We start from the raw sequence: 23,717 nt of genomic DNA on the forward strand, positions 1-23,717 counted from the left end.
GAGCAGCGGGTGCAGCTGCTGCTCAGAGCGGTGCGGCGAGCCGCTCGAGCCAGGTGATGATGCCCTGGTGCTGGGTGTCCGCCGCCGCGGCCGCGGCCGCCGAGTCCTCCGTCGCCCTGCGCAACTGCTCCTGTGCGTCCTGGATCTGACGCTCGGCGCGCTGCCGCTGCGCCTGGGCGTCGGCGCTCGACCGGGCAGCCTCTCGCCGGTCCTGGAAGAAGACCACCCCGGCACCGACGGCGGCGGCCACGGCGAGGGCGACCAGACCGGGGCTCTGGATCGCCAGCAGTGCGAACGCGACCGCGGCCACGCCGAGCCCGATCGCCGTCGGTCGCCGCCAGGCCGGACGTGGCGGGGTCGTCACGACCTGCTTCTGCCAGGTCGACGACGTCGGGCCGGTCGGGGTCACGGTGACCGTAACGCCACGCCCGACGCGCACCTCTGCGCTCTGGGGCGGCGGCGTCCTGGTCTGATCAGCCAGGCGGCCGGCGAGTTGCTCTACGGCGGGTGCGACGATCCGTAGCGCGACGCGCCGAAGCTCCGGGTTCGGTGGGGCGTCCTCCTCGGCGCCGTCTCCGCCCAGCATCCGGAACCTCCACTTCGGCCCGCTCGACCGAAGTTCGAGGTCGTCGAGAACCGTCTGACGAACCGAGCCGACGGCCGTGTGATCGGGTGTCGGCGGCAGTGCCGGTCCGTCGGAGATCCCGATCGCTGCGAGCGCGCCGCGGATCTGGACCATTCGGCGCAGGATGGCCTCCTCCCCGGGTGCGCCCCTGGTGATCAGCAGGGCCAACTGGTCGGCGAGGGCGTCGTCCGTGGACGTCGACGCACCTGGCGCCTGCGTCGCCGGCGCGGTCACGATCGACTCCACCCAGCCCTGGAGCTTCTCGAGCCCACGGCCCCCGTCGACCGCCGGCGGCCCACTGTCGCGCTGAGCGCCGATGGCGATCTGCTCGATCTGACCCACCAGGGCCCCGTCGACCGGCACCACCTGGCGCAGCGCATCGACCAGGCCGGCGCGAGCCTGCTCGCCGAAGCGTCCCGTGGCCACCGCACGCCAGATCAGGATCTCGTCGTCGGTCACCTGATCGGTCGACGGATACATGCTGGGAAGCAGGGGGTAGGCACGCTCGGGTCGGCCGGTCATGGCCGCGAGACAGACGATGGTCTGGTCCGTCTGGAAGGTGTCCCGACGGCGGGCCTCGGCGAGCAGGGCCTCGGGGTCACCCGCGCCGGGATCGAGTTCGGCAGCGAGCGCCCGGCTGGCCGGGTGGAGCCAGTATCCCGGCACGTCGGGCGGCGGGACCGCGGGCACCCGGTCCGAGCCGGCCCCGCCGAGAGCCGGCAGCGTCGCGACGACCTCCCGAGCGAACCGCCGGGTCGCCGCGGCGTCCGCGTGCTCGGTCAACTGCTCACGGGTGTCCTCGAGATCGACGACGGCCACCAGGGCGTTCTCCAACTGGTTCACGCGCGTCGCGAGATCCGTCGTCGTGCGTTGCATCTGACGGCGCATCGCGGACTGGGAGGCATGGTGCGCGACTTCGAGGTCCTCGATGCGGCGGCGTTGCTGCAGGTCGTACCAGTCTCCGCCGCCGAGCCACCAGGCGAACAGGTCACCCATCAGATCGTCCCCTCCGTGTCCGGACCATGACTGCCGATGATGGCAGAGCGGTGCCGGTCAGGGGTCGCCCGGTGCGGGTAGTGCTCACCATCGGCCGGGAGCCCGAGGAGGAGGCGCTGGTCGGGACCGAACTGGTCGTACGGGGGTCCACCGGCCCGGTCCTCGGCTGAGATACTTGCTCCGACCCCCGACATCGACCAGGAGCAGTGATGACGCAGGACGCGACCGAATACCGCATCGAGCACGACACGATGGGGGAGGTGCGGGTACCAAGGGACGCCAAGTACCGCGCCCAGACCCAGCGTGCGGTGGAGAACTTCGCGATCTCCGGCACCGGGATCTCCCGTCACCACATCGCCGCGCTGGCCCAGATCAAGCGTGCGGCCGCGACGGCGAACGCCGAGCTCGGCGTGCTCGACCAGGCACGGGCGGATGCGATCCGGGCTGCCGCGGACCGGGTCATCGCCGGCGAGTTCGACGCGCACTTCCCGATCGACGTGTTCCAGACCGGTTCGGGGACGTCGTCGAACATGAACGCCAACGAGGTCATCGCCACGCTCGCCACCGAGGCGGGCACCGAGGTGCACCCGAACGACCACGTGAACGCGTCGCAGTCCTCCAACGACGTGTTCCCCGCCTCGATCCACATCGCCGCCACCGAGGCCGTGATCACCGAGCTCCTGCCCGGCCTTGAGGTCCTCGCAACCTCCCTCGAGGCGAAGGCGACCGAGTTCGCCGACGTCGTCAAGGCGGGCCGCACGCACCTGATGGACGCCACACCCGTGATGCTCGGCCAGGAGTTCGGCGGCTACGCCCAACAGATCCGCAACGGGATCGCCCGGGTGACCTCCGCCCTGCCCAGGCTGGCCGAACTGCCCCTCGGAGGAACCGCCGTCGGCACCGGCATCAACACGCCGGCGGGCTTCCCGCAGCGCGTGATCGCCCTGGCCGCCGAGAACACCGGGCTACCCCTGACCGAGGCACCGAACCACTTCGAGGCGCAGAGCGCGCAGGACTCGCTGGTGGAGACCTCCGGCCAGCTGCGCACGGTCGCGGTCTCGCTCGTGAAGATCTGCAACGACCTGCGGTGGATGGGTTCCGGCCCCCGCGCCGGCATCGGCGAGATCGCACTGCCGGACCTACAGCCAGGGTCCTCGATCATGCCGGGCAAGGTGAACCCGGTGATCCCGGAGGCCACCCTGATGGTCGCCGCCCAGGTGATCGGCAACGACGCAGCCATCGCGTTCGCCGGGGCCAGCGGCACCTTCGAGCTGAATGTGATGCTGCCGGTGCTGGCCAGGAACCTGCTCGAGTCGATCAACCTGCTCGCGAACGCCTCCCGGGCCCTGGCCACGAAGTGCGTTGACGGGATCACCGCGAACGTCGAGCGGGCCCGCGAACTGGCCGAGTCCTCGCCGTCGATCGTGACCCCGCTGAACCGGATCATCGGGTACGAGGCGGCGGCGAAGATCGCCAAGCACTCGGTGGCCCAGGGCCTCACGATCCGCCAGGCCGTGGAGGACCTCGGCTATGTGGAGCGCGGCGAGGTGACGCCGGAGCAACTCGACGCGGCGCTGGACGTCGCCTCGATGACCCACCCCTAACCCGAACCGGCGAGCGGCCCCGGACGAGTGATCGTCCGGGGCCGCTCGCCCGTTCCGGCCAGAGCGGATCTCAGAAGAGGTCGGCGAAGCCGAGGTCGACGAGGTTGTCGTGGGAGGTCTTCAACGCGTCGAAGACGTCCCGGCCGTACAACTGGTCCTGCTCCACGAACATGTACTTCACGCCGTTGGCGACCGACTGCTCGACGATCGACTTGAAGTCGAGGGTGCCCTCGCCCACCTCGGCGAACTGCACGACCTCGCTGAAGGCCTTCATGAACGCGCCCCGGTCGCCCTCGGCGAGCGCCTTGAACGCCTCCGGTGCGATCGCGCCGATGCGGTAGTCCTTGAGGTGCACCAGGTCCGCGCGGTCCGCATACTTGCGCAGCGTGCGGACCGGGTCGTTGCCGCCGCGCTGGACCCAGTGCACGTCGAGTTCGAGCCGCATGTTCGGGGCGGTCTCGTTGATGATGTCCAGCAGGCTCCGGCCGTCGAACTTCATGAACTCGATGTGGTGGTTGTGGTAGTACAGGCTGATGCCGTGCTCGGCCAGCCTGAGCGCCTGCTCATCGGAGCGGCGGCAGAAGTCGAGCACCTGATCCAGCGACTCCAGCAGGGCCAACGGCAGCATCCCGATGCGCAGATTGGTCGCGCCGAGGGCCTCGGCGTCGGCGACGATCTTGTCGAACTCCGAGGTGAGGGCGTCCGCGGAGCCCTCCGGTCCCGCGTCGAGCGCCGTGGAGAGGGCGCCGAACTCGATACCCAGTTCCGTGCGGGCACGGGCCATCTCGGCCACGTTCGCCTCGTCCATCGGGATCTGGGACACCTCGACGGCGTGGTAGCCGATGTCGCCGATACGCGCGAGCGTGTCATACGCGCCGAGCTCACTGACCTTGCCCTTGAGCATCATCGCCTGGACGCCGATCTTGGCCATCTGTCCGCACTCTCCTTCATCGTGATCGTGTGTGCTGGGGTGGACCCAGCGGGAGCCGGGGACAGACGCCTTCGGCCATCCCCTTGGGGTGAGGCTAGGCGAGCGCGGCACCCCCGGGGCAGCGGTTGCCGGGCTTTGCCACCCCGGCACACGTGCGCACGGTGCCGTCACCGGTCGCAGCGACGGACGGCTTCAGGCGATCCGGATCATCATGTCGAAGTACCCACGGATCGGTCTGTGGCCACGGGTTCTGCTCGTCAGAGGAGGTTGATCAGGCCCACGATGCCGACGAAGAAGATCGCCGCGGCGGAGATGAGGAGCATCACGGTGAACGCCCTACCGTCCTTGACCAGCGGATCGGTCTGTCGGTGCGACAGGTAGACGGTCGATGCCGCGACGCCCATCAGGAAGACCGCGTTCAGGATCCCGGCGAGGATGACCAGGGCGAGCGGCGAGGACACGACCGTCCCGAGCAGGCCCCAGAGGATCGGCAGCAGGATCATGATGCCCCGCATCCAGCGGTCACGTTGGCCCTGATCGTTCCACTCGAAGGCGCCGAACACCGCCAGCGTGTTTCCCACCTGCCGGCCGAGGCTGGGGACATTCGCGATGATCGTCTTGAAGAGGGCGACGCCGGCGCCGATCAGGAACACGGTGGCGCCCCACTGTCCGACGGCCGTCGAGAAGATGCTCGAGATCGTGGTCATGACCTCGTCGCCCTCGGGGACGAGCCCCTGCGGGTGCAGGACGGCGGCGCCGAGGATGTAGAACGCCGCGGTCGAGACCGTGTACACGCCCCAGGCCACCCACGCGTCCATCTTCATGACCTTGATCCACCCCCGCGCGCGCCTGGCCCAGGCCTCGGAGCCGTCGTTCCTGCCCGACCAGGCTGCATAGCCCTTCTCGACGCACCAGTAGGTGTAAGCGGTGACCTCGCCGGCGCCGACGCCGGTCAGGCCGAACATGGACAGGGCGACGCCCATCGAACCGAGCGCTATCTGGAACCGCATGCCCTCGCCCAGGTCGGCGAGACTCCAGGAGAACTCGGTGCCGAGGATGAGGAACACGATCACCACGGCGAACGTGGTGACGAGCACGACGAGGATCGTGGAGACGCCCTCGACGATCGTGTACCGGTTCCACACGTGGATCCCGATCGCGATGACGACAAGAATCGCCACCCAGGTGCCGATCGACAGCAGGGAGTAGGGGTCACCACCGATGGGCAGCAGTGAGGAGAATGCGAACGCGGCCGCGCTGATGACCCCGGCCTGGCTGGTGAAGAACTGGATGAACATCAGCAGCACGAGCCAGGCCATCCAGCCCCGCCCCGCGATCCTGGGCGGAACCTCGTTGTAGCCCGTCACCGCGACCTTGCCGGTGGAGATGGACCAGCGGCCGAGCTCGATCTGTACCCACACCTTGAGGAACGTGGAGACCAGGACCAGCCAGAGCAGGACGAACCCCGCCTGCGCCCCCAACGTCGTCGCGGTCAGGAGCTCGCCGGAGCCGACCACGGCCGCAGAGGTGATCATGCCCGGACCGAGGAACCTCACCCGGCCGCGGACCGTGGCGGGTGGGTCCTGGATGTCCCGGGGATCCAGTGCGTACGGATCCACGATGTCGGACGTGACGTGGCTCCCGCCGGTGTTCGTGACGCTCATGCGATCCCCAATCTCTGGGAGCGTCGTTGGGGCTCGAGACATCCGCCCGACGGCGCCCGTGCCGTCGAAGTGGCCCACACCCTACGGGAGGTCGGTCGGTCCCGCACCGGGACAGGTGCCCGGTGTCCGGACCGGTGCGTCAGGTGTGCAACGCGGGTCAGCTGCCGACGACCGCGACCGACTCGCGCGCGATCTCGAACTCCTCGTTGGTGGGCACCACGAGCACGGTCACGGGCGAGCCCGCGCCGCTGATGCGCCGGATGCCGTCGGCGCGGGCCGTGTTCGCGGTCTCGTCCAGGTGGATGCCGAGCGGCTCCAGACCCTTGAGCGCCCCGGCGCGGACGGTGTCGCTGTTCTCCCCGATCCCGGCGGTGAACACGATCGCATCCACACGTCCGAGGACCGCGGTGTAGGCGCCGATGTACTTGCGCAGCCGGTAGCAGTACACCTCCATCGCGAGCGTCGCAGCCTCGTCCCCGGCGTCCACGGCGTCGCCGATGTCGCGCATGTCCACCATGCCGGTGAGTCCGAGCATCCCGGACCGGCGGTTCATCAGGTTGTCGATCTCGTCGATGCTCATGCCGGCGGTCCGGGACAGGTGGAACACGACGGCCGGGTCGATGTCGCCGGTGCGGGTCCCCATCACGAGACCCTCGAGGGGCGTGAGGCCCATCGAGGTGTCCACCGAGATCCCGTCCCGCACGGCGGTCACCGACGCCCCGTTGCCCAGGTGCAGCACGATCAGGTTCGACTCCTCGCGGGCGATGCCGAGGAAGGCCGCCGCCTCCCGCGCGACATACTGGTGGGACGTGCCGTGCGCGCCGTAGCGCCGGATCCGGTGCGCCGCGGCGACCTCCCGGTCGATCGCGTAGGTCGCCGCGTGATCGGGCATGGTCAGATGGAACGCGGTGTCGAACACCGCCACGTGCGGCAGCTCCGGGAAGGATGCCCGGGCGGCCCGGATGCCGTCGAGGTTGGGCGGGTTGTGCAGCGGCGCGAGGTCGGAGAGGTCCCCGATGATCGCGACCACCTCGTCGTCGATCAGCACGGAGCCGCCGAACCTGGCCCCGCCCTGGACCACGCGGTGCCCCACCGCGACCAGCCCGGCCTGGGCGAGCGAGGGCCCGTGCTCGGCGAACGCGTCGGCCATCGCCTCCATCGCGACCGTGTGGTCCGGGACCGGCAGTTCGAGGTGGTGCTTGTCCTCGCCCACCGAGTGCGTGAGCGCACCGGACGCCTGGCCGATCCGCTCCACGAGCCCGACGGCGCTCGCGGCCCCGGTCTCGGCGTCGACCACCTGGTACTTCAGGGACGACGATCCGGAGTTGATGACGAGGACGTTCGTGCTCACAGGGCGGCTCCTTGGGCCTGGATGGCGGTGATGGCGACGGTGTTGACGATGTCCTGCACGAGGGCGCCACGGGACAGGTCGTTGACCGGCTTGTTCAGGCCCTGCAGGACCGGTCCGACGGCGACGGCACCGGCGGAGCGCTGCACCGCCTTGTAGGTGTTGTTGCCGGTGTTGAGGTCCGGGAAGATGAACACGGTGGCCCGGCCCGCGACCTCCGAGTCCGGCAGCTTCGTCTTCGCGACGGAGGCGTCCACGGCGGCGTCGTACTGGATCGGACCCTCCACCACGAGGTCGCCGGCGCGCTCGCGGACGAGTTCGGTGGCGGTGCGCACCTTGTCCACGTCCGCACCGGAACCGGACTCCCCGGTCGAGTAGGACAGCATGGCCACGCGTGGGTCCACCCCGAACTGCGCGGCCGTGGCGGCGGAGGAGACCGCGATGTCCGCGAGCTGCTCGGCGGTCGGGTCCGGGTTCACGGCGCAGTCGCCGTACACGAGCACCTTGTCCTCAAGGCACATGAAGAACACCGAGGACACCACGGAGACCCCGGGCACCGTCTTGATGATCTCGAACGATGGCTTGATCGTGTGCGCGGTGGTGTGCTGCGCGCCGGAGACCATGCCGTCCGCCAGGCCGAGGTGCACCATCAGGGTGCCGAAGTAGGAGACGTCGGTGACGATCTCCCGGGCTCGTTCCGCCGTCATGCCCTTGTGGGCGCGCAGCCGCGCGTACTCCTGCGCGAACCGCTCCCGCAGCTCGGAGTCCTGGGGGGACAGGACCGCGGCCCCGGTCAGATCGAGACCGAGCTCGCTCGCGCGGGCCCGCACGGCCTGCTCGTCGCCGAGCAGGGTCAGCTGGGCCACGTCTCGGGCGAGCAGGGTGCTTGCGGCCCGCAGGATCCGGTCGTCCGAGCCCTCCGGGAGCACCACGTGCTTGCGGGCGGACCTGGCCCGTTCGATGAGGTCGTACTCGAACATCAGGGGCGTGACGACCTCGCTGCGCGGCACGTCGACGGCGTCGAGCAGGCGGTCACCGTCGACGGCGGACTCGAACGTCGCGCGGGCGACGTCGAGCTTGCGTTGGGAACCGGTGGACAACAGCCCGCGGGTCTTCGCGACCCGGCTCGCGGTCCCGAACGTGCCGTACCGGGTGGTCACGATCGGCAGCCGTTGCCCGAGTCCGGCCACCAGCCGGGCGATCTGGGCGGTGGGCTCGTAGCCGCCGTTGAGGATCAGCCCGGCCAGCGACGGGAAGCTCTCGGCGGCGTGCGCGGCGACCATGGCCAGCAGCACCTCGGAGCGGTCGCCGGGCACGATGACCACGGCCCCGTCCGTGATGCGGTCGAGGATGTGCTCCATCGTCATCCCGCCGACGATGAGTTCCTCGGCCTCCCGGTCGAGCAGCTCGTCGTCGCCGGCGGCGAGGGTGCCGTCGACCGCGATGAGCAGGTCCCGCACGCTCGGCGCGGACAACAGCGGCACGTCCGGCATCACCCAGGCGGGCAGCGGCAGGTCCGCCAGTGTCGCCTCGACGGCCGCGAGCTGCGCCGGGTCGGCTCGGTTGGCGACCACGGCCACCACCCGGGCGTGCGCGGCGTTCAGCTCGGCGATGGACAGGTCCACCATCGAGCGCACGTCCTCCGGGGAGCGGTCGACGGCCGAGGTGACGAGCACGACGGCGGAGCCAAGGTTCGCGGCGATGCGTGCGTTGAACGCGAGTTCCGTCGGCCCGGCGACATCGGTGTAGTCCGAGCCGACGATCACCACCACCTCGCACTGGCGCTCCACCTCGCGGTACTTGTGCACGATGGTGGTCAGGGCGGCGTCCGCGTCGGCGTGCACGTCCTCGTACGTGACGCCGACCGACTCCTCGTAGGTGAGGTCGACGCCGTCGTGCGCGAGCAGGAGCTCGAGCACCGAGTCGCGCCCCTCGTCCCCGCGGGCCACCGGCCGGAACACCCCGACCCGTTTGACCCGCCGGACGAACAGCTCGACCAGCCCGAGCGCCACCGAGGACTTCCCGGTGTGCCCCTCGGGGGAGGTCACGTACACATTCGTCACCATTACTCGTTGTCTCCCGCGGTGGTCGCGGTGGCGCTGCGTGCGGGGCCACCCTCGGCGGTGCCGGTGTCGCCGGCGTCCGGCCACACCCAGTCCCGCACCTCGGGGATGTCGTCGCCGTGCTCGCGGGTGTACCGCCGGGCGCGCAGGCGCGCGTCTGACATCTCCTGGCGCAGCCCGGCGGCCTTCGACCCCAGGCCCGGCACCCGGTCGATGACGTCCATGACGAGGTGGTAGCGGTCCAGGTCGTTGAGCATCACCATGTCGAACGGCGTGGTGGTGGTGCCCTCCTCCTTGTAGCCGCGCACGTGCAGGTTCGCGTGGCCGGTGCGGCGGTAGGTGAGCCGGTGCAGCAGCCACGGGTAGCCGTGGTAGGCGAAGATGACCGGCTTGGTGTCGGTGAAGTAGGTGCTGAAGTCCCGGTCGGACAGGCCGTGCGGGTGCTCGCGTTCGTCCTGCAGGCGCATCAGATCCACCACGTTGACGACGCGGACCCTCAGGTCGGGCAGGTGCCTGCGGAGCAGGTCCGCCGCGGCCAGCACCTCGAGGGTCGGGACGTCCCCGGCGCAGCCGAGCACCACGTCCGGGTCCTCGCCGGGCGCCTCGGTGCCGGCCCACTCCCAGATGCCGAGGCCGCGGGTGCAGTGTGCGATGGCCTCGTCCATGGTCAGGAACTGCGGTCCGGGCTGCTTGCCCGAGACCACCACGTTCACGTAGTCGCGGCTGCGCAGGCAGTGGTCGTAGGTGGACAGGAGCGTGTTGGCGTCCGGCGGCAGGTAGACCCGGACGATCTCGGACTTCTTGTTCATCACATGGTCGATGAAGCCCGGGTCCTGGTGGGAGAACCCGTTGTGGTCCTGCCGCCACACGTGCGAGGAGAGCAGGTAGTTCAGGCTCGCGATCGGGCGCCGCCACGGGATGTCCCGGGTCACGTCCAGCCACTTGGCGTGCTGGTTGAACATCGAGTCGACGATGTGGATGAACGCCTCGTAGCAGTTGAACAGGCCGTGCCGCCCGGTGAGCAGGTAGCCCTCGAGCCAGCCCTGGCACTGGTGCTCGGAGAGCATCTCCATGACCCGCCCGGCCCGGGCGAGGTGGTCGTCGGAGTCGGACTCGAGATAGCCCGCGTTCCACTGCTTGTCCGTGACCTCGTAGACGGCCTGGAGCCGGTTCGAGGCGGTCTCGTCCGGGCCGAAGATGCGGAAGTTGTCCGGGTTGCGCCGGATCACCTCCGTCAGCCACTGCCCGAGCACCTTCGTGGGCTCGGCGATCGCGGCGCCGGGGGCGGGCACGTCGACGGCGAACTCGGTGTAGTCGGGCATCCGCAGGTCGCGGAGCAGCAGGCCGCCGTTGGCGTGGGGGTTCGCGCTCATCCGCAGGTCGCCCGCGGGTGCGAGCGCGGCGATGTCGGAGGCCGGGGCGCCGTCGTCGTCGAAGAGCTCCTCCGCGCCGTAGGACGTGAGCCAGTCGTGCAGGACCTCGAGGTGCTCGGGGGTGTCCCGGGCGCTGGCCAGCGGCACCTGGTGGGAGCGCCAGGAGTCCTCGACCTGCTTGCCGTCGATGACCGGCGGGCAGGTCCAGCCCTTCGGGGTGCGCAGGATGATCATCGGCCAGGTGGGGCGGCTGGTGTTGCCGGCGGCCGCCGACGCCTTGATCTCGGCGATCTCGTTGAACACCTCGTCGAGCAGCGCCGCGAACCGGGCGTGCGCGGCCGCCGGGTCCTCGCCGTCGAAGCCGCCGACGAACAGGTGGGGCTTGTGGCCGTACCCGCGCATCAGGCTGAGCAGCTCGTCGTCGGGGATGCGGGCCAGCACCGTCGGGTTGGCGATCTTGTACCCGTTCAGGTGCAGGATCGGCAGGACCACCCCGTCCAGGGCGGGGTTGACGAACTTGTTCGAGTGCCAGCTGGTGGCCAGCGGCCCGGTCTCCGCCTCGCCGTCGCCGACGACGGCCGTGACCAGCAGGTCCGGGTTGTCGAACGCGGCCCCGTAGGCGTGCGAGAGCACGTAGCCCAGCTCGCCGCCCTCGTGGATGGAACCGGGGGTCTCCGGCGCCACGTGCGAGGGGATGCCACCGGGGAAGGAGAACTGCCGGAACAGCCGGCGCATGCCCTCCGCGTCGGCGGTGATGTCCGGGTAGGTCTCGGTGTAGGAGCCTTCCAGATAGGAGTTCGCGACCAGGCCGGGCCCGCCGTGACCGGGGCCGGTGAGGTAGATGGTGGACTGACCGCGCTCGGCGATCACCCGGTTCAGATGGGCGTAGACGAAGTTCAGGCCCGGGGTGGTGCCCCAGTGGCCGAGCAGCCGCGGCTTGACGTCATCGCGCGACAGCGGGGTCCGCAGCAGCGGGTTCGCGAGCAGGTAGATCTGTCCGACGGACAGGTAGTTCGCCGCCCGCCACCACCGGTCCAGCGCGTTCAGGGTCGCGGCGTCGAGATCGGCGACCGGTCGGTGCAGCCATGGACCCGTCGGCGTCGACGGTGGGCGGGATTCTGCATCGGAAGTGACGGATGACGTGACGGACATGGTCCAACCCCTCGGTGAGCGACAGCACAGCCGTGACCTAGCCTGCCCGTTCCGGGGCCGTTGCGCGAGTGACTTCGGTCCCAGGTGGGGACCGGCGGGGCGTGCACCGGCCGGGACACCCCGGCGCGACGCGTAACCTGGATGGGTGCACGCGTCCGCTGGGTTCTCCGACTGGCTGCGGGCGGCCACCCGCCCCCGCCTGATCGGCATCTTCGTGCTGCTCGTGGCGGGTGCGCTGCTGTGCATCCGGCTCGGCGCCTGGCAGCTGGACCGCGCCCAGATCCGGGGTGACCAGGCCGCCGCCGTCGAGGCCGCCGAGCGCGAGAGCGCGCCCCCGGTGCCGATGGAGACCGTGGTCGCGCCGCAGACACCGTTCACCCAGACGATGGTGGGTCAGCGGGTCACCGTCACCGGCACCTATCTCCCCGAGGATCAGTTCCTCGTCCCCGACCGCGAGCTGGACGGGCAGACCGGCTACCTGGTGGTGACCGCGCTCCGGGTCGAAGCCGGTGACGGCGCCGCGCCCGCCATCCTGCCGGTGGTGCGCGGCTGGGTGAGCGAGCCCGACGCCGCCCACCTCGACGTGCCGAGCGGGCCGGTCGAGCTGACCGGCTACCTCGGTGGACCGGACCCGGCCCAGGCGGGCATCGCCGTCGGGGCTGCGACCGGCGACGAGATCGAGGCCGTCAGTCCGGCGGCCCTCGCGAACGTGTGGGGCACACCGATCTTCTCCGGGCAGTTCGTCCTGGAGGTCCAGGAGCCCGCCGCCGGGGCGGACCTGCGGCCGTACGGAGCCCCGGTGATCGAGGGCGGCGGATTGAACATCCAGAACCTCGCGTACGCGGCCGAGTGGTGGATCTTCGGCGGCTTCGCCCTGGTGCTCTGGTGGCGGATGGTCCGCGACGAGGTCCGCCACCTCCGCGCCGAACGCGGCGAGAGCCCCGCCGGCACCGAGTCCGAGGTCATCGGAACCACCTGACCCCGCGCCCCCACCCGCGCCGTGGGTCGGCGCGGGCGGGGCTACTCCTGCTGCCAGGAGTGCCAGAGCGCGGCGTACTCGCCGTCGGCCGCGACCAGCTCGTCGTGCGGGCCGATCTCGGAGATCCGGCCACCGTCGACCACGGCCACGCGGTCGGCGTCGTGCGCCGTGTGCAGGCGGTGCGCGATCGCCACCACGGTGCGGCCGGCCAGGACCGCGTTCAGCGACTGCTCGAGGTGCCTGGCCGCGCGCGGGTCGAGCAGTGACGTCGCCTCATCGAGGACCAGCGTGTGCGGGTCGAGGAGGACCAGGCGCGCGAGCGCGACCTGCTGGGCCTGTGCCGGGGTCAGCTTCGCCCCGCCCGAGCCGACCTCGGTCTCCAGACCCTCGGGCAGCGCCCGCACCCAGCCGAGGGCATCGACGGCGTCCAGCGCTCTGGTGAGTTCGCCGTCGTCGGCCTCGACCTTGGCCAGGCGCAGGTTCTGGGCGAGCGTCCCCACGAACACGTGGTGTTCCTGCGTCACCAGGGCGACCTGCGAACGCAGCTCCTCCAGCGGCAGGTCGACGAGCGGGACCTGCCCGACCGTGACCGTCCCGGCGGTGGGCGGGTGGATCCCGGCGAGCATCCGCCCGAGCGTGGACTTGCCCGCACCCGAGGGGCCGACCACCGCCAGGCGTTCGCCGACCTTCAGGTCCAGGTCGATGCCGTGCAGCACGTTGTGACCCTCGCGGTAGGCGTAGTGGAGGTCCCGTGCCTCGATCTCCTCGCCGCTCGGCCGCGCACCGCTGGCCTCCCGGTCCGTCTTCACGAGGGAGACCCCGAAGATCCGGGACAGGGACGTGGCGCCCACCTGGATCTCGTCGATCCAGAAGATCAGCTCGTCGACGGGGCCCATCACCTGCACCGCGTACAGGGCGATCGTGGTCACCGCACCGACCCCGGCCTGACCGGTCGAGATCAGGTACGCGCCCCAGAGCAGCACCGCGATGATCGGCAGGATGAAGGCCGCGTCCAGCCCCGGGAACAGCACGGTGCGCAGGTACAACGTGTACTTCTCGGCCTGGAACGCCTCGGAGATGTCGGCGTCGATCCGCTTGCGGCGCCGCCGGCCAAGGGACAACGCGTCCACCGTGCTGGCACCCTCCACCGACTCGGTGATGGTGCCGTTGATCCGGGCGTAGGACGCGGACTCGCGCAGGTACCCCTTCGTGGCCCGGCGCAGGTACCACCGGGTCACCACGATCAGGATCGGGGCGCCGGCGAACATGGCCAGGGCGACGAGCCAGTTCGCCATGACCGCCGCGACCACCGTGAGCACGATCGTGATGATGCAGACGAGCACGCGGGGCACGCCGAACCGCACCGTGTGCTGGACCCGGTCGATGTCGTTCGTGGTGCGCGCCACCAGGTCCCCGGTCCCGGCGCGTTCCACCGTGGACAACGGGAGCGTCGTGACGTGGGAGATGAACTCCTCGCGCAGCCCGGCGAACACCTTCTCGCCGAGCAGCATCGAGGAGCGCTGCGCGAACTTGGTGAGCACGGTCTGGGCGAGGACGGCCGCCACGAGGATGGCGACCATGCTGTTCAGCGCACCGGCGGTGGTGCCGCCGATCACGCCGTCGACCATCATCCCGAGCAGCCACGGCCCGAGCAGCCCCGCGACGGCGGACAGGGTGTGCAGCCCGACGACGCCGGTCAGCTCACCTCGGTAGCGGCGCAGCAGGTCGCCGGTCATGGCCCGCATGGTTGCGGTGTCAGCGATGGGGAGCTTCATCGGGCCACCTCCTCCTGTTCTGCCGTGGCGCGGCTGACGACGTTGCGGTAGGCGAGCGCACCGGGGTGCCCGGCCTCGGCCAGCTCGAGCAGGTCGCGGTGGCCGCCGCGGACCTCGACCCGGCCGTCGGCCACGAACGCGACCTCGTCGACCTGGTCGAGCACGAGCGGGCTGGCCGAGACCACCACGGTGGTGCGGCCGGCGCGGGCGCGGGTCAGGTTCGCCGCGATGCGTGCCTCGGTGTGCGCGTCAACGGCGCTGGTGGGTTCCACCAGGAGCAGGATCTCGGCCTCGGTGAGCAGCGCCCGGGCCAGCGAGACGCGCTGGCGCTGCCCGCCGGACAGGGACCGGCCCTTCTCCGTCATGGTGCCGTCGAGGCCCTCGGGGATGGAGTCGAGGACGTCGCCGGCGTCGGACGTCGCGAGCGCGGCCTCGAGGTCGGCACGGTCCGCGCGCTCGCGGGTGTCGAGCTCCTCGGTCAGGGGACCGGTGAACAGGGCAGGGGTGGCCTCACTGAGCACGATCCGCTCGCGCACCTGTGCCAGCGGCACGTCGGTGAGGAGCCGCTCGCCCCAGCGCACCTCGCCGGCCGTCTCGGCCCGACCGGCCTGATCGGCCGTCTCGGCCCGATCGGCGGCAGGGACCCGGTCATGTTGCCGGGCCATCCTGGCCAGGATCTCGGCGGAGGTGTCCGGGTCTGCGCTCACCACGGCGAGGAGCTGGCCCGGGTGGGCGACCAAGCCGGAATCGGCGTCCACCAGTTCGGACCCGGCGGGCGGGGCCGCCGCGGTGCCGGTGTCCGGGACGTCATGGGTGACCTGGAGGACCTTGATGATCTTGCGGCTCGCGACCACCGCCCGGGTCCCGGACTGCACGGCCTGGGTCGCGGCGCGCAACGGCTGGGTCAGGTACGCGGCATAGCCGTAGAACGTGACCAGCTGGCCGGGCGTGATCTCCCCGGCGAGCGCCAGGTGGGCGCCGTACCAGACCACCCCTGCGAGGAACAGCCCGGGTAGCAGCGTCTGCAGGGCGTCCAGCGTTGACTGCGTCTGCGCGACGGCGGTGCCCGCGGCCCGGACCTTCTGGGACTGCTCGCGGTAGCGGCCCGCGAAGACCTCCTCGCCGCCGATGCCACGCAGGATCCGCAGGCCGGACACCGTGTCCGCGCCGAGCGTGGTCAGCCGACCGGCGGCCTCACGCTGGATCGCCTGGCGTCGCTGCAGGGGGCGGACCAGGAGGGCGAGGACGGCGGCGACCACGGGCAGGCCGATGAGCACGGCCACCCCGAGTGAGACCGAGCTCTGCAGGAGCACGACGGCGACCAGGACGTAGGTGACGATCCCGCCGAGCAGGCGGGCCGCCTGGGCGTAGATCTCACCGAGGCGCAGTGCGTCCGAGGCCACCGTGGCGACCACCTCACCGGTGGGTAGCTCCCGGGTGATGGCCGAGCCGGTGCTGGCCACGTGGTGGCCGATCAGCTGGCTCGTGTTCAGGGACGCGCGCAGCCAGTTGACCACGTCGAGCCGGTGCCCGAACGCCCCGGTGAACAACGAGACCGCGCCGATGCCGGCCAGGATCAGGCACCACCGCAGCAGCGAGGGAGACAGACCGTGCTCGAGGCCGCCGTCGATGGCGCGGCCGAGCACGAACGGCACCGCAGCCTGGCAGACGGCGCCGATGATGCCGACGATGACGGCGCCGACGAGCACGCCCCACTGGCGCTTCGTCTGCCACCACATGAAGGCGCCGGCGGAGGTCAGCGGAGGGCGGCCGGGATCGGCCTCGGGGAGTGGACGCACGAGAGGCAACGGTATGCCTCGCACCCGCGCCGATCCAACTGATTTCAGTGGTGTGCGCCACTGCGGCGCAGCGGCCGCGGCTCAGTCGCCGAGCGCGCCCGTGAATGCCGTGACGGCGGCGCTCGTATTGGCGTCCCAGGTCGTCAGTACCGCGATCAGCTCGGCCGCCGTAGCGGTCCGGTCGGCACCGAGCCCGACGGCGGTCGCGGCCTGCGCGTGAGCGGCGTCGGCTGCCGCTGCGGCCGCGTCGGTCGCGGCCGAGTCACCAGTGGCCTGAGCCGCGGCCACGTCCCGCGCCGAGTCGGTGCCGGCCGCGCACACCGGCTCCCAACCGGGCAGGTAGCACTGCGTCGCGAGCGTGTCCGCGAGCTGGAGGTTCGCCTCCGCCGGGCCGGTCGTGGCCGCGTTCGCATGCGCGGCGACCAGCACCGCGTAGGTGCCGCAGAACTGCCGCACCTGCGGCTCGTCCGTGCCGACGGCTCCGACGAACGTGGCGAGGGCCGCCCGGTCCGCCTCGAACCGGGCCACGACCTCCTGCGCGTCCGGGTGCTCGAGGTCAAGGCCGGCCGGCGCGGCCGGCGGCGCCGGCACGCCCCGCACCGCCTCCGGGAAGGACGTCTGCGCCGTGCAGGCCGCGTTCACCGTATCGAGCGACTCGCCGGGCTCCTGCCCGGCCAGCACCGGAGTGTCCGCGAACCCGAGCACCACGGCACTGAGCGGTTGCGCCGTCGGCACCAGGACGCCGTCGGGCCCGAACTGCGCGAGCCGCTCCTGCTCCCACGACCGCAGGTCGGCGTCCCACTGCGTGATCGACTCCGCGCGCTCGGCGGACGCACCACCAGCACGGGTCGCGAGCACCACGATCACGACCACCACGGCGAGCACAGCCGCCACGAGCAGCCACCGCCGTCGGGTCATCACCCACCCCTCTCCGCGCACAGGTTACCGACCGGCGCAGGGGCCGACCGCCGTCGGGCACGGCCCACGGGTTTTTCCGCACCGGGCCAGACGGGCGACAATGGCCCCATGACGGACACGAATGCGACCAACGCCGACGCCCGGGACATGAAGGACCGCGGCGCGTTCACCCGCTACCGGATCATGGCGTTCGTCACCGGCGGCATGCTCCTGCTGCTCTGCCTGGAGATGGTGCTCAAGTACATCGTGCAGGTGAACGGCGTCGACGCGACGGGCAGTGCGAACCCGGTGATCGGCTCCTGGATCGCGTTCGTGCACGGCTGGATCTACGTGGTGTACGCGGTGACCGTGTTCGACCTGTGGAGCCGGATGCGCTGGAGCTTCGGCCGGATCGCGGCGCTGATCGCCGGTGGCGTGGTGCCGGTGCTGTCGTTCGTCATGGAGGGCAAGGCCCGCGACTGGGTCGACGAGACGCTGGCCGCGCGCGCCGAGACGCCGTGACCGGGCCGTATCCTTGGGTGCTGTGAGCGCCCCCACCCCGCACCGGCCCGTCCTCGTCGTCGATTTCGGGGCCCAGTACGCCCAGCTGATCGCCCGCCGGGTGCGCGAGGCGAAGGTCTACTCCGAGATCGTCCCGCACACGATGAGCGTGGACGCGATCCTGGCCAAGGACCCGGCCGCGATCGTGCTCTCCGGCGGACCTGCGTCGGTCTACGCCGACGGCGCGCCGGCCGTGGACCCCGCACTGTTCGACGCCGGCGTGCCCGTGTTCGGGATCTGCTACGGCTTCCAGGCGATGGCCGCCGCGCTCGGCGGCACGGTCGCGCACACCGGTGCGCGTGAGTACGGCGGCACCCCGGTGCGGGTGGACTCCGAGGGCACGCTGCTGGCCGGGTCGCCCACGGAGCAGACCACGTGGATGTCCCACGGGGACGCCGTGCACGAGGCGCCGGCCGGCTTCGACGTGCTCGCGACCTCACCGGGATCCCCGGTCGCCGCGTTCGAGGACCGCGGCCGCCGGCTCTTCGGGGTGCAGTGGCACCCCGAGGTCAAGCACTCCGAGTTCGGCCAGAAGGCGCTGGAGAACTTCCTGTACGACGGCGCGGGGCTGGCCGGGGACTGGACGCCCGGCAACGTCATCGCGGACCAGGTGGCCGCGATCCGCGAGCAGGTCGGCGACGCTCGGGTGATCTGCGCGCTGTCCGGCGGTGTCGACTCCTCGGTGGCGGCGGCGCTCGTGCAGCGCGCGATCGGCGACCAGCTCACCTGCGTGTTTGTCGACCACGGCCTGCTGCGCGCCGGTGAGGCCGAGCAGGTCGAGACCGACTTCGTGGCCTCGACCGGGGTCCGGCTCAAGGTCGTCGACGCCAAGCAGCGGTTCCTCGACGCGCTCGCGGGCGTCAGCGACCCGGAGACCAAGCGCAAGATCATCGGCCGGGAGTTCATCCGCGTCTTCGAGGACGCCGCCCGCGAGGTGGTCGCCGAGGCCGGCGCGCACGGCGAGGACGTGAAGTTCCTCGTGCAGGGCACCCTCTACCCGGACGTGGTCGAGTCCGGTGGCGGCGAGGGCGCCGCGAACATCAAGTCCCACCACAACGTCGGCGGGCTGCCCGATGACCTGCAGTTCGCACTGATCGAGCCGCTGCGGGCCCTGTTCAAGGACGAGGTGCGCGCGGTCGGCCTGGAGCTCGGGGTGCCCGAGACGATCGTCTGGCGCCAGCCGTTCCCGGGCCCCGGCCTTGGCATCCGGATCGTCGGGGACATCACCGCGGAGCGCCTCGAGACGCTGCGCACGGCGGACGCGATCGCGCGGGAGGAACTCACCGCAGCTGGCTTGGACCGCGAGATCTGGCAGTGCCCCGTGGTGCTCCTGGCGGACGTGCGCTCGGTGGGCGTGCAGGGCGACGGCCGCACCTACGGCCACCCGATCGTGCTCCGGCCGGTGTCCTCCGAGGACGCCATGACCGCGGACTGGACCCGCCTCCCGTACGACGTGCTGGCGAAGATCTCGACCCGGATCACGAACGAGGTGGCCGAAGTGAACCGGGTGGTGCTGGACGTGACCAGCAAGCCACCGGGCACCATCGAGTGGGAGTGAGGGCCCGGCCGGCTCAGGTGCGGGTGGCGACCACGAACACGCGCCGGAACGGCAGCACCGTGCCGTACGGGCGGGCCGGGTAGGCCACGCGCAGCAACGCCGCGTACTCGGCGATGAACCGTGCGCGCAGGTCCTCGGGCAGCGCCTGGACCACCGGGCGCGCGCCGGTGCCGAGGATCCATCGAAGCACCGGATCCTCGCCGTGGAGCACATGCAGGTAGGTGGTCTCCCAGGCGTCCACGCGCCACTGGGCGGCAGACGCCGCGGCCAGCGCCGCCAGGTAGGTGGAGCCGTCGTGCGAGGAGGGATGGACGACGGCGTCCGTGTGTGCCGCGTAGGGCGCTCGCCCCGCGAGGTCCCGCAGCAGCACGTGGCTCGGCTCGTCGAAGTTGCCCGGCACCGCGAACGCCAGCGTGCCGCCCGGCGTGACGGCGCCCGCGAGCCGGGGGAGGATCTCGAGGTGGCCCGGCACCCACTGCAGCGTCGCGTTCGAGACGAGCAGGTCCACGGGCGTCGCCGGCTCCCACGCGGTGAGGTCGGCGCAGACGTACGTGACGCCGTCGGCGGCGTGCTCGGCGCGCGCCCGCTCGATCATCTCGGGACTGGAGTCCACACCCACGATCGCCGCGTGCGGCCAGCGCGCCCGCAGCGGGGCCATCAGGTGGCCAGGGCCGCAGCCGAGATCGGTGATGGTGGCCGGGTCGCCGTCGACCCGGGCGAGCAGGTCGAGGAACGGGCGCGAGCGCTCGTCGGCGTAGGCGAGGTAGGTGGCGGGGTCCCAGGTCGTCATCTGTGTCCGATCTCTCGACGTCAAGATAATTATCTCGATGTCAAGATAACTCGTGACGGTCCCGATGGCCAGCCCTGGCGCGCGAGGCCGTGTCTCCAGGCCCGCGCGGCCGGGCGCTGGTTACAGTGGGGCGTGCGGATCGTCCACGTCTCCGATTGCTATGCGCCGCGCGTCGGCGGCATCGAGTCCCAGGTCGAGGATCTCGCCAACCACCAGGGCGCCGCCGGTCACGCGGTGCACGTGCTGACCGCGACCGCGTTGGCCGCGGACGCCGTCGAGGTGCGCGAAGGTGGCCGCAGCCGCTACCGGACCACCACCACGCAGGCGCACGGGGTGCGGGTGCACCGGATCGCCTCACCGGTCACGTTCGGGCTGCCGGTCCACCCGAACGGGCGCGCGCTGGTGCGCCGGGCGCTGGAGATCCTGCAGCCGGACGTGGTGCACGTGCATGCGGGCGTGGTCAGCCCGTTCGCGTTCGACGGCGCCCGCGCGGCCCGCGACCTCGGCCTGCCGCTGGCCATCACCTGGCACTGCATGCTCGACGGCGTGGAGCCGGCGGTCCGGCTCGGCGCCCGGGCCGGCGGCTGGGACGAGGCGCGACTCGCGCCGAGCGCGGTCAGCACGGTGGCCGCCGAGCGGGTGGCGCACGCTCTGCGCCGCGACGACGTCACCGTGCTGCCGAACGGCCTGGACCTCTCGCCCTGGCGGGCCGCCGCGGCCGCCCCGGTCGCAGCGCCCGAACCGGGGCTGCTCCGGGTCGTGGCGACCCAGCGGCTCGCACCCCGCAAGCGCGCGGTCCCGCTCGTGCAGCTCGTCGGCGCCGCGGCCGAGCGGCTGGGTCGCGACGAGCGCGGGCGGCCGAGGATCCGGCTCAGCATCGCCGGCAGCGGACCTGCCGAGGCGGCCGTCCGGGCCGAGATCGCCGCCGCCGGGCTCGAGGACGTGGTCACGCTGCTGGGCCGGGTGCCGCGGGACGTGCTCCCGACGCTGTACCGGGACCAGGACGTGTTCGTCGCCCCGGCGCGGCTCGAGGCGTTCGGGATCGCACCCCTGGAGGCCCGTGCCGCCGGGCTCGCCGTGGTCGCGAACGCCGGCACCGGCATCGGTGAGTTCGTCACGGACGGCGTCGACGGGTTGCTTCGCACCGGGGACACCGGACTCACCGAGGCCCTCGTGGAACTGGCCACGGATCCGCACCTGCTGGTGCGGATCCGCGAGCACAACGCGCGGGTGGCGCCGGCGGTGGGCTGGCCCGACGTGCTGGCCCGCGCGGACGAGCTCTACGCCCGCGCCCGACGGCTGATCTGAACAGTCACTCCTCGGACGTGTTCCGGGGCGGTTCCGAGGCACCCGGTGCGTCGGAACCGCCCCGTTGACGGTCGGACCGGCGGGTCAGCGCCCGCGCAGCGCCGAGATCGCGGTGCCGACCAGCAGGCCGACTCCGGCGATGCCGAGCAGGCCGATGAGGAAGACCTCGAGGTCGAGCTCGAACCCGAGCCCGATCGCGACCACCGCGACGCCGAGCAGGACGAGCACGAGCCCCCACACGATGGTGCCCACCCGGGTCCGCTCCCGCGGTGCCGGGGCGCCGGGAGAGTACCCGGCGGCCGGCGGCTGCGATGCAACGGACGGCACCGGGGCCGGCTCGGACCTCAGCGCGGCCTCGTCCCGAAGGGACTCCTCGTACCAGGACGGCGACCCGGCGTCGGACGTCTCGGCTGCCGTCCTCGTCTCGGCCTCCAGCATGTTCGCGGCCTCCATGATGCTCGGGCGGTTGTGGTCCGCGGTGGTGTCCGATCCGGTCGATCCGAGCGCCTCCGTGGGCGACCCGGGCTCGGCCGGCGACTCGGCGTGGTTGCGGTTCTCGGTCATGCGGACTCCTCGATGATCCGGATCTCGCCGACTCCGGCGTCGATCACGATGGTCAGGTCGGGCTCGCCGACCTGGCCGACGGGCGAGATCAGGACGACCCCGCGGCTCGGGCTGGTTCGCCACTGGTTGTTCTCGATGGGCCTGGCCGGGTCGTCGGCGAAGCCGCCCTCCCAGCCGTCGCTGGTCCGGGCGACGACCTCGCCGAGGACCTGCGCCTGGATCTGCACCGACATCCCCTCGGGAACGCGGAGATTGAGCTGGCCGGCGCCGAGGCCGAGGTGCACCGGTTCGTCGAGCCGGACGCTGCCTTCGAGCTCGGTGAGGTCGACGGTCACCTCGCCACCCGCGATGTCGTCGAAGCCACCCTCGAGCTGCGCCGCGTCCTGGGGGACCCAGCGTGCGTCGCCGTAGCTACCGGACTCGGTCCAGGCGAAGTCGCCGAAGTTCGTCGATCCCTCCACCGCGGCCCAGGGCACCCCGACCAGCGCGATCAGGACCGCGAGGCCGCCGATCACACCGGACCGGCGCCCGAGCAGGCCCGCGACCAGGACGCCGATCCCGAACAGGACGAGCACGACGCCGACGCCGGTCAGCCAGCCACCGACGGCCACGCCGCCCACGTAGTCGAGCAGCCACAACGCGGCGATCGTCACGAGCGACAGGCCGAACACGATGCGGGTCAGGGCCTTGCCGGGACCGGGGGTCGGGGGCCTGGCGGGCACCGGGGCACGCCGGGGCGGGGGAGTCGGGGTCCAGGCGGCTGCCGGGACGACCGGGTGGTCGGGGCCCGACGGCGATCCGTAGGTCGCGGAGTTTCCTCCGGTGGCCGCGGCGTACGTCGGCTGGACGCGGCCGGACCAGCCGGCCGGGCTCGCGCCCGCCGCTGAGCCCTGGTCGGTTCCGGTGCCGGCGACCGGGCCGGGCTCGCCTGCCCCGAACGCCGTGCCGGTTGCACCGAGCGTCGGGCCGCTCCCGCCGGACACCGGGTCGTCCTCGCCGACCTGGCTAGCCCCGGTCACGGACTGCGTCTGGGACGGCGCGGCGGCGTTCGCCCAGGTGGACGGGCCGTAGTCCGCGGTCTGACCAGTTGCACCGCTGACCGGGTTCGTCGGCCCGGTCGTCGAGGGCCAGGTCGTCGGCGCCCCGGTCGTCGGGCCGGTTGCAGGCCCGGGCATCGGAGGCACCGGCGCCGCACCTGCGGCCGGCTGACTCGGCGGCCGAGGCGCGCGGCCCTTGCCGTTGCGCTGCGCGACGACGATCAGCCAGATCACCAGGGCGATCGCCCCGAGCACCAGGATGGTGCCGAAGAACTCGCCGCCCCACCACATGTTGTCCCACCAGAACCCGAGCCGGGATGCGCCCACCAGCGCGAACGCGATCGCCCCGGCGAGGGCGGCGTCGAACCGGCCCCGGATCGCCTCCTGGAGGTGGATCCGGCCGTCGGTCTCCTCCGGGAGCAGCGCCCAGCCGATCCCGTACAGGAACAGGCCCAGGCCACCGAACAGGGTCATGACGACCAGCACGCCGCGCACGATCAGCGGGTCGATGTTCAGGCGCCGCGCGACGCCGGCGGCCACGCCACCGATCCACCGGTCCGTGGTCCGGGGCATCCGGGTGCGCCGGAGCGAGTCGAAGAAGGCATCGGTGCTCGACTGCCCCGGTGCCGGTGGTGCCGGCGGGGGGCCGGCGAAGTTGTCTGTGCTCATGGCCCCAAGTCAACTCCCGCCCAC

Annotated in this window: 18 protein-coding genes; 6 read left to right on the top strand and 12 right to left on the bottom strand. The window is 71.8% G+C overall.

Annotated elements, in window-relative coordinates:
- Positions 1–22: 22 nt before the first annotated feature.
- Complete coding sequence (locus GKS42_RS05805) at positions 23–1,621, bottom strand: hypothetical protein (RefSeq protein WP_154792980.1); 1,599 nt, start codon at positions 1,619–1,621, stop codon at positions 23–25.
- A gap of 26 nt (positions 1,622–1,647) precedes the next feature.
- On the opposite strand from GKS42_RS05805, the gene GKS42_RS05810 reads away from it, so the two are divergent.
- A complete protein-coding gene (locus GKS42_RS05810) occupies positions 1,648–1,791 on the top strand; it encodes a hypothetical protein (protein WP_154792981.1) in 144 nt (47 codons plus the stop codon).
- Between the two features lie 39 nt (positions 1,792–1,830).
- A complete protein-coding gene (locus GKS42_RS05815; RefSeq protein WP_154792982.1) occupies positions 1,831–3,225 on the top strand; it encodes a class II fumarate hydratase in 1,395 nt (464 codons plus the stop codon).
- Between the two features lie 70 nt (positions 3,226–3,295).
- Here GKS42_RS05815 and GKS42_RS05820 read toward each other — a convergent pair whose 3' ends face one another.
- From GKS42_RS05820 to GKS42_RS05840, 5 genes are all read right to left on the bottom strand, one after another.
- Complete coding sequence (locus GKS42_RS05820; protein ID WP_174791048.1) at positions 3,296–4,156, bottom strand: sugar phosphate isomerase/epimerase family protein; 861 nt, start codon at positions 4,154–4,156, stop codon at positions 3,296–3,298.
- A 257-nt stretch (positions 4,157–4,413) separates the two neighbouring features.
- On the bottom strand, positions 4,414–5,820 hold the full coding sequence (locus GKS42_RS05825) for an Nramp family divalent metal transporter (protein WP_154792983.1): 1,407 nt from the start codon (positions 5,818–5,820) through the stop codon (positions 4,414–4,416).
- 157 nt (positions 5,821–5,977) lie between these two features.
- Positions 5,978–7,171 (bottom strand): acetate kinase, encoded by a 1,194-nt coding sequence (locus GKS42_RS05830; protein WP_154792984.1) that lies wholly within the window; start codon positions 7,169–7,171, stop codon positions 5,978–5,980.
- Positions 7,168–9,234, bottom strand: a complete 2,067-nt coding sequence (pta, locus tag GKS42_RS05835; RefSeq protein ID WP_154792985.1) for a phosphate acetyltransferase — start codon at positions 9,232–9,234, stop codon at positions 7,168–7,170. The genes GKS42_RS05830 and pta overlap by 4 nt, the downstream gene beginning before the upstream one ends.
- The gene (locus GKS42_RS05840; RefSeq protein ID WP_154792986.1) at positions 9,234–11,756 is read right to left on the bottom strand and encodes a phosphoketolase family protein; all 2,523 of its coding nucleotides are present in this window, start codon (positions 11,754–11,756) and stop codon (positions 9,234–9,236) included. The genes pta and GKS42_RS05840 overlap by 1 nt, the downstream gene beginning before the upstream one ends.
- Before the next feature lie 145 nt (positions 11,757–11,901).
- Here GKS42_RS05840 and GKS42_RS05845 point away from each other — a divergent pair, with 145 nt between their 5' ends.
- Positions 11,902–12,735 (top strand): SURF1 family protein, encoded by an 834-nt coding sequence (locus GKS42_RS05845; RefSeq protein WP_154792987.1) that lies wholly within the window; start codon positions 11,902–11,904, stop codon positions 12,733–12,735.
- 41 nt (positions 12,736–12,776) lie between these two features.
- On the opposite strand, the gene GKS42_RS05850 is transcribed toward GKS42_RS05845, so the two are convergent.
- The 3 genes from GKS42_RS05850 to GKS42_RS26180 all read right to left on the bottom strand — a co-directional run bounded on the left by GKS42_RS05850 (position 12,777) and on the right by GKS42_RS26180 (position 17,227).
- Positions 12,777–14,510, bottom strand: a complete 1,734-nt coding sequence (locus GKS42_RS05850; protein ID WP_154792988.1) for an ABC transporter ATP-binding protein — start codon at positions 14,508–14,510, stop codon at positions 12,777–12,779.
- Positions 14,507–16,309: an ABC transporter ATP-binding protein gene (locus tag GKS42_RS05855; RefSeq protein WP_232847947.1), complete on the bottom strand. Its 1,803-nt coding sequence runs from the start codon at positions 16,307–16,309 to the stop codon at positions 14,507–14,509. The genes GKS42_RS05850 and GKS42_RS05855 overlap by 4 nt, the downstream gene beginning before the upstream one ends.
- Positions 16,310–16,390: 81 nt before the next feature.
- On the bottom strand, positions 16,391–17,227 hold the full coding sequence (locus GKS42_RS26180; RefSeq protein ID WP_210769319.1) for a hypothetical protein: 837 nt from the start codon (positions 17,225–17,227) through the stop codon (positions 16,391–16,393).
- 108 nt (positions 17,228–17,335) lie between these two features.
- On the opposite strand from GKS42_RS26180, the gene GKS42_RS05865 reads away from it, so the two are divergent.
- Both GKS42_RS05865 and guaA read left to right on the top strand, forming a co-directional pair.
- Positions 17,336–17,728: a DUF3817 domain-containing protein gene (locus tag GKS42_RS05865; protein ID WP_154792989.1), complete on the top strand. Its 393-nt coding sequence runs from the start codon at positions 17,336–17,338 to the stop codon at positions 17,726–17,728.
- Between the two features lie 22 nt (positions 17,729–17,750).
- A complete protein-coding gene (gene guaA, locus GKS42_RS05870) occupies positions 17,751–19,325 on the top strand; it encodes a glutamine-hydrolyzing GMP synthase (RefSeq protein WP_154792990.1) in 1,575 nt (524 codons plus the stop codon).
- Positions 19,326–19,338: 13 nt separating this feature from the next.
- On the opposite strand, the gene GKS42_RS05875 is transcribed toward guaA, so the two are convergent.
- Positions 19,339–20,115, bottom strand: a complete 777-nt coding sequence (locus GKS42_RS05875; protein ID WP_154792991.1) for a methyltransferase domain-containing protein — start codon at positions 20,113–20,115, stop codon at positions 19,339–19,341.
- A gap of 132 nt (positions 20,116–20,247) precedes the next feature.
- Between GKS42_RS05875 and GKS42_RS05880 the strand changes: the two genes are divergently transcribed.
- On the top strand, positions 20,248–21,423 hold the full coding sequence (locus tag GKS42_RS05880) for a glycosyltransferase family 4 protein (RefSeq protein WP_154792992.1): 1,176 nt from the start codon (positions 20,248–20,250) through the stop codon (positions 21,421–21,423).
- Positions 21,424–21,507: 84 nt separating this feature from the next.
- Here the strand turns inward: GKS42_RS05880 and GKS42_RS05885 are convergent, their stop codons facing one another.
- On the bottom strand, positions 21,508–21,987 hold the full coding sequence (locus GKS42_RS05885; RefSeq protein ID WP_154792993.1) for a hypothetical protein: 480 nt from the start codon (positions 21,985–21,987) through the stop codon (positions 21,508–21,510).
- Positions 21,984–23,693, bottom strand: a complete 1,710-nt coding sequence (locus GKS42_RS26185) for a PspC domain-containing protein (RefSeq protein ID WP_210769320.1) — start codon at positions 23,691–23,693, stop codon at positions 21,984–21,986. The genes GKS42_RS05885 and GKS42_RS26185 overlap by 4 nt, the downstream gene beginning before the upstream one ends.
- Between the last annotated feature and the right edge of the window lie 24 nt (positions 23,694–23,717).

This window comes from Occultella kanbiaonis, assembly GCF_009708215.1.
GTDB lineage: Bacteria > Actinomycetota > Actinomycetes > Actinomycetales > Beutenbergiaceae > Occultella > Occultella kanbiaonis.

Coding starts and splice junctions, on each gene's coding strand:
- GKS42_RS05850 (WP_154792988.1), bottom strand. CDS start 14,510: ATGAAGCTCCCCATCGCTGACACCGCAACCATGCGGGCCATGACCGGC.
- GKS42_RS26185 (WP_210769320.1), bottom strand. CDS start 23,693: ATGAGCACAGACAACTTCGCCGGCCCCCCGCCGGCACCACCGGCACCG.
- GKS42_RS05815 (WP_154792982.1), top strand. CDS start 1,831: ATGACGCAGGACGCGACCGAATACCGCATCGAGCACGACACGATGGGG.
- GKS42_RS05875 (WP_154792991.1), bottom strand. CDS start 20,115: ATGACGACCTGGGACCCCGCCACCTACCTCGCCTACGCCGACGAGCGC.
- pta (WP_154792985.1), bottom strand. CDS start 9,234: ATGGTGACGAATGTGTACGTGACCTCCCCCGAGGGGCACACCGGGAAG.
- GKS42_RS05805 (WP_154792980.1), bottom strand. CDS start 1,621: ATGGGTGACCTGTTCGCCTGGTGGCTCGGCGGCGGAGACTGGTACGAC.
- GKS42_RS05825 (WP_154792983.1), bottom strand. CDS start 5,820: ATGAGCGTCACGAACACCGGCGGGAGCCACGTCACGTCCGACATCGTG.
- GKS42_RS05820 (WP_174791048.1), bottom strand. CDS start 4,156: ATGGCCAAGATCGGCGTCCAGGCGATGATGCTCAAGGGCAAGGTCAGT.
- GKS42_RS26180 (WP_210769319.1), bottom strand. CDS start 17,227: ATGACCCGACGGCGGTGGCTGCTCGTGGCGGCTGTGCTCGCCGTGGTG.
- GKS42_RS05840 (WP_154792986.1), bottom strand. CDS start 11,756: ATGTCCGTCACGTCATCCGTCACTTCCGATGCAGAATCCCGCCCACCG.
- GKS42_RS05865 (WP_154792989.1), top strand. CDS start 17,336: ATGACGGACACGAATGCGACCAACGCCGACGCCCGGGACATGAAGGAC.
- GKS42_RS05810 (WP_154792981.1), top strand. CDS start 1,648: ATGACTGCCGATGATGGCAGAGCGGTGCCGGTCAGGGGTCGCCCGGTG.
- GKS42_RS05885 (WP_154792993.1), bottom strand. CDS start 21,987: ATGACCGAGAACCGCAACCACGCCGAGTCGCCGGCCGAGCCCGGGTCG.